We start from the raw sequence: 7614 nt of genomic DNA on the forward strand, positions 1-7614 counted from the left end.
GCTAACATGAATCAGGCAACATTAACTAGCAAAGGGCAAGTCACGATTCCAAAAGAAATTAGAGAGTTCCTGGAACTTCATACTGGTGATCATATATTATTTGAGACTATTGATTTTGAAAATAGAGTAGTTAGCTTGAAAAAAGATCAAAAAAACACAATAGAATGCCCTGTGTGTGGCGGAAAAGGCTTTATATATGAGAGCAATGAATCTTGCTTTGTATGTGATGAAACAGGGACCATTACCATTGTAGGTACATTTTTAAATTCACTTTTTCTTATTCCGTTTAATAAATATAGGGTTGCTCTTTCTATCGTGCAAAAAGAGATTAAAGGGAAAATTGGTTGCACCCCAACACCTCAAATTAATTTGGCCAGTTCTATGTATTCTAGAGCATTGCTTGATGAAGTGCAATCTGTTTTACAAGCAGTGTTAAACAGAGAATATAAATAATTTCAAGTTAAACCAATGGGTACAAGGAGGGAGAAAATAAAATTGATGAATGAAAAAGTGCATATAAAAGTTTACTTTATAGGTCGTTGCCCTCGTTGTAATCGTTATAATGAGGAAGTGATTCATGATTATGGTGTAAAGCCGTATCGAGAAGTAGAAAAAGAAATGGACCAAACTAATCATGAAATAAGAAATGTCTCGTGTAAATATTGTTCTACTTCTTTTGCACCAGAATCACTTATATATAAAGAAACATTAACGGGTGTCACGCTTGCACAAGTGGCAATTAATTATGATGGTGTGCTCGATTCCGAAACAAGTCGTTTGTTAAAAGAGGCTCACGATAATCGTTTTGAGCATTTTGCTAAACATGAAGATGAGTTTTGGGATGGATTTGTAGCATATGCATTACAAAATTGGCGCAATAGCATAAACGAGTTACAACCGCATGAGTTGTTAGCTGGATTACATGCATTAGATATACCAACAAACGCACGTACAGCAACGCAATTAAGACGTGAGGTATTAAATAAAGTAAAAACAACAGAGCAAAAAGCTAAATTTTGGCGATCAGCTAACCATGACTATGTATATAATCAATTACTGGATATAGGAGCAATGGGTTGGCATGCAGAGTCAGATGCCAAGCAATTTGGTCAATTACGTACAAGGTATGCCGTACTTAATTATCCAATGGAGGAGGTGCAAGAGCGCCTACGTACGGATATGATCGGTAAAGTAGTACGTAAAGATCGTGGAGATAATGCTTTTTTGTTTAAACGTATCGCTCAATTATCTGATGATTTTAGTCGCTTGTCTAAAAAACTACGTGACAGGTATCATCAAATGCAAGAGTTGCGCGTAGAGATAGATGACAAAAATAAAATAATACATGAGTTGCGGCAGGCTCTGAGAGATGAGAGGGCAAATAAAAATATCGTTAGCCGCGATCCAGACGATATAAGAAAAATAAATGAGTTAAAAAGCTTGGTCAATGAGTTGATCGAGGTAAAAGGGGAGGAGGTAGAAGAAAAGAAGGAAGCTGTTATTGAAGAAACGCCGATAGAAACCGAATCAGCACAACCGGCGGAAAAACGTAGCTTAGAGGGTAAAACCATTGGCATAATCGGCGGAAACCGATCCGAGCAAGCTGAGCAAATAACGGAGTGTAATATATTAACTCATGGTGGTACCGATCAAGATCATGAGTTTGATGCCTTATTAAATGAGTCTGACGAGTTGGTTATATTAACTAAATTTGTTTCACACTCGGCGATGTGGAAGGCGAAAGCTCATGCTATCACTGAAGGCAAGCCGATACACTACACAAAATCAATTAACCTACATCGCATATTAGAGGAGATAAAAAATATCAATACAGCCCCTTAGAGGATGTATTGATATTAGATTTGACATTATATATATTTTATCGTATTATCTAGTTGTAGTCGCCTTTAGGGGCGTGGATTGAAACAAACTTATTAAGTTATTTGAGGGGAGACACTTATATAAGTGTCTCTTTTTTAGAACCAAAAATCATCTGAAATTTCTATGTCTGACAAATGGAACAGAGTAGCAGACCTAGAAAACAAAGCCTTGTCTAATTCATCGTCTAACCCTATATTTTCCTTTACATAAAATTCCCTTGCTTCAAATTGTTCCTTTGTTAACCCTGTTTTTCCTTCAACAGGCGTTAACGATTTTTGTAAGTCTCCATCTATTTCTATTATACTATCGTCCGTAAAGTGTACTTCTGCATAATATTGCATGCTTCTTCCTTCTATACTCACAACTTGATACTCAAACGAAGTATCAGATGTTTTTTTAACAAGAAAAAATAGGTCATTATTTTTACTAACGATATCCTTTGTCTTATCACAAAATACTAAGTCGCTCCTGCATTCTACAAATTTTTTCACCATTTCTTTTAATTTCATTTTAAATCCTCCTATTATTAGTATAAGGTAATAATTTCACTAGTCGCACCTTTGGTGAAACTATAATTTTTTGACATAGCAGGCTTGCCAGTTGTGAAGAAATACTCGCCTATATTTGCTTCAAGCACCCAATCATATAAGCTGCAATTGCTATATGTTAAGGATGGTAAGTCTGTAGGTACGTCCTGCATGATTCTCTTAAATTCTTTTCTTACAACCCCCTTCTCTTTTTCTAATCCGTAAGTGTCTATTATTTTTAATAAACACTCCAAAACGGTGTTGGGGTTACTGCGATGCAAACAAATACCTGTATCTAATTCCCATTCTCTTTTATATAATTCATCTAACTTTTTATCATCAAGGAGCTTACCCAGCTCCCAGTGTGAACAATAGTCCTCTTGTATCTTGGTTAAATGGTCATCTGCGACTTCAAACAGGTACTTTAGTTCTTCATAAGAGTCCTCGGACAGCTCTTTCAGCTCAATAGAGCTGTCTATTTCTTGGTACTCCTTGTTTAAAATAATTAGTTCTTCATAAGAGTCCGATGCCGTTATACTTTCCACTATTTTTGTTAATTTTTCTATTTTATTTACCATTTTTCAATTTCTCCTTTATATTTTATTTTTCAGGCAGTGAGTGAACACTGCCTGTATTTAATTAAAACAAGATTTTATATACTTCCGCATCCTCAATTACTACCTCACCATCGTCACAATCATCATGGTAATTATCAACTGAACCGATAACAATGTAACAATGATCTGTAAGGTAGATTTGACCTTTTTTAAATTTAAGATTTCTCAAGAAAAATTCTGCTTCCCAAGCACTAGAACCATCAAGTTCTGGCAATTGGTTGTATTCTTCATCTCCGAAATCCGGGAAGTCTCTCTCATCTTCCCGATCCGGGTTATGCTTGCTGTTGTTGCAAACATCCCCGATTTCTCGTTTTACATTTTCAAATCTTACGCCCACTATATCTTTATCCCATAATGGGCTTTCTGGGTTTTGTGTTTCTTCTAAAGCTAATTCAATTTCTTTGTTTAATCTTTCTGCCATTTCTTTTGTCATTTTCAATTTAAAAACCTCCTGTTTTTTTATATAATAATTACCTCGTATCTCTTATCTTTAATATAATTATACCATGATTATATTAAATACGCAAGTTAATTTCAACAAAATTGAACGTCTAAATAAAAATCATTAAAAGAAACAATATTCTGAACTTAAACCGAAGTGAATTCCCTTAAATATCATTTATGTTTGTTTTATAATAGTTTATAAAGGTATACTTTTAAAACACTTTATCAGCAAAGTTACAAGTTTGATTTTAAGCACTTTTGATCTTCCTTAAAGGTCGGATGAAGATGTTTTTAAACGTTTATTGTCGAAAGTAGCCTTTACAAACATTTATTTCAAATTATAATAAAATTATTAATTTAAAAATGGAAATAGCTTAATGATTCAAAATACAACTTTCTAGAAGGAGTAAATATAATGAGCAATATCTATGGCTATATTCGAGTTTCAACTAAGGATCAAAATGAAGCAAGACAATTTACTAAAATGATTGACAAAGGGGTAGAAGCTAGGAAAATTTTTGTAGACAAACTTTCTGGTAAAGATTTCAACCGACCACAATATCAGTTGTTAAAAAAAGTTATTAGTGAAGGAGATCTATTATATATTGATGCTTTGGATAGACTAGGGAGAAATTATGATTCAGTTATTACTGAGTGGAAAAATATTACTAGAGATATTAGAGCCGACATTGTCATCTTAGAAAATGAAACTTTATTTGACAGTAGAAAATTTAAGGAAATGGGTGACATGGGAAAGTTAATGGAAGATCAATTTCTTTCCTTACTTTCTTATGTAGCTGATCAAGAACGTAAAAAAATTCGAAAAAGGCAAGCTGAAGGAATTGCTGCAGCTAGATCTCAAGGTAGACATTTAGGCCGTCCTCGAATTGATCTTTCCACTTTAAGTGCTAATGAATTAGTAATTTTAGAATCAAATTATCCAAGATGGATAAATAAAGAAATAACTGCTGTTGAATTCATGGGTTTATTACAATTAAAGAAAAATACTTTTTATAAAGTGGTTAAAGAGTATGAGAAAAGATTAAACTAAACCAGCATTAGCTGGTTTTTTTAATACAACATTATTTTATTACAAATAAGGTTTATAATATTTTTCTTCCGCTTTTTTGCGAGCTTGAACAGCTTCTTCAATGGTGGCAAATGTGCCAAGGTGTATTGCTTTTTTTTTAATATTAATTCGAGCCTCGTACTTTATCCCTTTTTTTCTTTTAATAGCGTAAACTCCTTTAAACCCAGTTTTATTATCCTTTCTTAGTTTACTTGTAAGTAAAGGTGTGAATACACCTTCTTTAAATAGGTGCTTTTTGTTGTGCTCATTCACTTCATTTCCTGCTTTTTTCCTTAAACAACCACAGGATTTGGTTACTCCTGCTATTAGCTTGTCTGATTGTATAATAACTACATTTCCACAATCGCACTCACATTCCCAAGCAACCTTTCTGGATTTTGTCTTCTTAGAAGATCGCTTTTTAACAACCAATTTACCAAATCGTTTTCCTGCAAGATTGTTACAGTTAACTTTACTAATTCTTTCTTTGCGTAAGCAACCACAGGATTGAGTACTACCTTTTCTTAAATTACTCATTCTGACAGTAATCTCTTTTCCACATTCGCATTTGCATAGCCAACACCTTGTGTATCCTTTGCTTTCTACTTCTTTAATCACTTTTAAACGGCCGTATTGATGACCAGTTATATCAATACGTTTTCTTGAACAACCAGGAGAGCAACCACAGGATTGAACATTACCATTTCTTAAATCACTCATATTAACAGTAATCTCTTTTCCGCATTCGCATTTGCATAGCCAACGCCTTGTGTATCCTTTGCTTTCTACTTCTTTAATCACTTTTAAATGACCGTATTGATGACTAGTTATATCAATGCGTTTTCTCGAACAGCCACAAGACATTGTATTACCACTTACTAAATTTGCTGTGGTAACCTTGGAATAATTTCCACATTCGCATTTGCATAGCCACAATATTGACTTAGTTGAAGGATGCGTACCCAATTTTTTAATAACAGTCAACTTATTAAACTTTTTATTAATAAGATCTCTAGTATTTACTTCCGCAGACCGTTCAGGCTTTAAACAACCGCAGGATCTCGTATTACCACTTCTCAAGCTGTCCATTAAGACAATAGCTAAATTACCACAATTGCATTTACAAAGCCAGCGCCGTTTACTTCCATGTTGTTTTAGTTCTTCTAAGACGGTTAATTTACCATATCTTTCCCCTGTAATATCCATACGTCTACTCACTATAAAGATTCCTTTCAAGTACATTGTATATAAACATGTTATACCATTCATGTAAATGCAACAAGAACAATACTCTTAATTTATTTCGATCTATAAAACTGTATTTTATGTTAATAAAAGAACTAAAGTTCTTAAGAAAGATGGTTATTACGTAATGGTTAATGAATAAGGTACGATAAAGTGGTCATCTACCATAGTTTCAGAGCATGTAGAAATACATGTGGAAACAACAACACTAGGTAAAGCCAATATTCGATGAACAAAAGAAAGAAGAGATAAACACTAAGTTACTTATGGGGGAGCGTCAAAAAAATTCGAATTTACAATATTAAAAGCCCAATTTCTCAGCATAAAAATTGAGAAATTGAGCCTTATTATCCCTATTTTAAACCTAGATTCAAGTGGAAATGCTAAGTCAACCCTCCAGGAGATGCTATCACGTAGTTAGTCTGTGGTTTTGATTAGACAATTTACAAAGCTACATTTACTTATACCCAATGAATACATCCTTTTTGATATTCCGTTTGAAAACTTATTCCTTTTTTAGCTTGTTTCATAGGCTGTTGATGGCTTAGGTTGATATGCTGATGCTGTTTGAGAATCATCATTCAAAAACAAATTCCCACCAATGAGGAGCACTCCACAAGTAAATAATGAAACGATAAGTTTTTTCATATTATCCCTCCTTACAATTTTATTAATTGGTCATAACTACTAGTTGCTAATTTATAGTACTGCATAGATTCTCTATGCTTACCCATATTTTCTAAATGGGAGGCTAACAGCTTTGAATAAAACACTGTATATTGGTAGTCTTTTCTTTGCTTTAAATACGGAATAAATTTCTCTTCTAGTATGGACTCAAAATCTTTTAGTTTTCCGTTCAATAAGTATGTGTACACTAGAGTTGTGTATTTATAAAAATCGTAATACTCCTTTTCTTCGGATAGCCTAAGCGTATCCTCCGCGAGGATTAAATACTCCTTTGCTTTCGTGTTCTCATTATTTTGGTAAAAATTTTGTATTAAGGAAGTAACGGCTTCTAACTTTGCTTCATATTCTAAGCTTCCAGTATCTAAGACAAGCAAATAGTATTTAATAGATTGTTTTAAATCTCCTATTAATGCATAAAAGCGACCTAAATTAAGATAAGCTAACTGAATGACTTGTTCTTCGTTGTTTAACTTGCCTAGATTCATTGCCTGAGTATAATTTTCTAATGCAAAATCATGCATATTAATTTGTTGGTAGGCAATTCCTAGCAAGATATGACATTGAGCACAACGTAAGAAGTTGTACTTCCGTTGAAACCAAGACATTGCTTTTTCCGCATAATCAATGGACTCTAATCCATTTAGCAAATTACTATACTGAATAGAAATTGCGTAACACAAATCTGCAATCTCTTCTTCTTCAATTTCAGCTGATCGATGCACTTTTTCAGCTTTTTTATAGCATTGTAAAGATTTCTGATGTTCTCCTTTAAAGGAGTAATAATTCCCTTGAAATTTATTCCAAAAATATTTATGTGGAGAGTTAAAAGAGTCTGCCATCTCATGGAGCTCATTAATTTTATGTAAGGCTTTTTGGAAATCACGTAAGATAATATAGTAACGAATTTTATGAATCTCAAACATAATTGTTTGGTTGTTAATACTTTTATCCATTACGTTTTGCAATTCTTCATATCTTGTTATAATTTCCTGTTTATCAAAACGGTCATATAACATATCGTACCATTTCTTACATTTGTCTTCAAAATTTGAATCAGGAATATTTGTAAGCTCAATTCCTAGACGATTACATAATGCTTGAATAATCTCAGAATTGGCTTTTGCTTTCTGATTTTCTATTTTTG

The 7614-nt window shown here is 33.2% G+C and carries 9 protein-coding genes; 3 read left to right on the top strand and 6 right to left on the bottom strand.

Annotated elements, in window-relative coordinates:
• Positions 1–6: 6 nt before the first annotated feature.
• Entirely contained in the window at positions 7–453 is a 447-nt protein-coding gene (locus HLX49_RS03555) for an AbrB/MazE/SpoVT family DNA-binding domain-containing protein (RefSeq protein ID WP_296360830.1), read from the top strand.
• Between the two features lie 45 nt (positions 454–498).
• Entirely contained in the window at positions 499–1842 is a 1344-nt protein-coding gene (locus HLX49_RS03560; protein WP_296360839.1) for a DUF2325 domain-containing protein, read from the top strand.
• Between the two features lie 134 nt (positions 1843–1976).
• Here the strand turns inward: HLX49_RS03560 and HLX49_RS03565 are convergent, their stop codons facing one another.
• The 3 genes from HLX49_RS03565 to HLX49_RS03575 all read right to left on the bottom strand — a co-directional run bounded on the left by HLX49_RS03565 (position 1977) and on the right by HLX49_RS03575 (position 3464).
• Positions 1977–2390, bottom strand: coding sequence for a hypothetical protein (locus HLX49_RS03565; RefSeq protein WP_296360831.1), 414 nt, complete (start codon positions 2388–2390; stop codon positions 1977–1979).
• 17 nt (positions 2391–2407) lie between these two features.
• The gene (locus tag HLX49_RS03570; protein WP_296360832.1) at positions 2408–2986 is read right to left on the bottom strand and encodes a hypothetical protein; all 579 of its coding nucleotides are present in this window, start codon (positions 2984–2986) and stop codon (positions 2408–2410) included.
• Between the two features lie 61 nt (positions 2987–3047).
• A complete protein-coding gene (locus tag HLX49_RS03575; RefSeq protein ID WP_296360833.1) occupies positions 3048–3464 on the bottom strand; it encodes a hypothetical protein in 417 nt (138 codons plus the stop codon).
• Positions 3465–3884: 420 nt separating this feature from the next.
• On the opposite strand from HLX49_RS03575, the gene HLX49_RS03580 reads away from it, so the two are divergent.
• Positions 3885–4520 carry a recombinase family protein gene (locus tag HLX49_RS03580; RefSeq protein WP_296360834.1) on the top strand — a complete coding sequence of 212 codons (636 nt, stop codon included), beginning with the start codon at positions 3885–3887 and terminating at the stop codon, positions 4518–4520.
• 39 nt (positions 4521–4559) lie between these two features.
• Here HLX49_RS03580 and HLX49_RS03585 read toward each other — a convergent pair whose 3' ends face one another.
• The 3 genes from HLX49_RS03585 to HLX49_RS03595 form a co-directional block, all read right to left on the bottom strand.
• Positions 4560–5756, bottom strand: a complete 1197-nt coding sequence (locus tag HLX49_RS03585; protein WP_296360835.1) for an AP2/ERF family transcription factor — start codon at positions 5754–5756, stop codon at positions 4560–4562.
• A 543-nt stretch (positions 5757–6299) separates the two neighbouring features.
• Positions 6300–6431, bottom strand: coding sequence for a hypothetical protein (locus HLX49_RS03590; protein WP_296360836.1), 132 nt, complete (start codon positions 6429–6431; stop codon positions 6300–6302).
• Between the two features lie 11 nt (positions 6432–6442).
• Positions 6443–7614: tetratricopeptide repeat protein (locus tag HLX49_RS03595; protein WP_296360837.1), on the bottom strand; the 1172-nt coding region annotated here is incomplete at its 5' end.

This window comes from Virgibacillus sp. (assembly GCF_013393565.1).
Lineage (GTDB): Bacteria > Bacillota > Bacilli > Bacillales > Amphibacillaceae > Virgibacillus > Virgibacillus dokdonensis.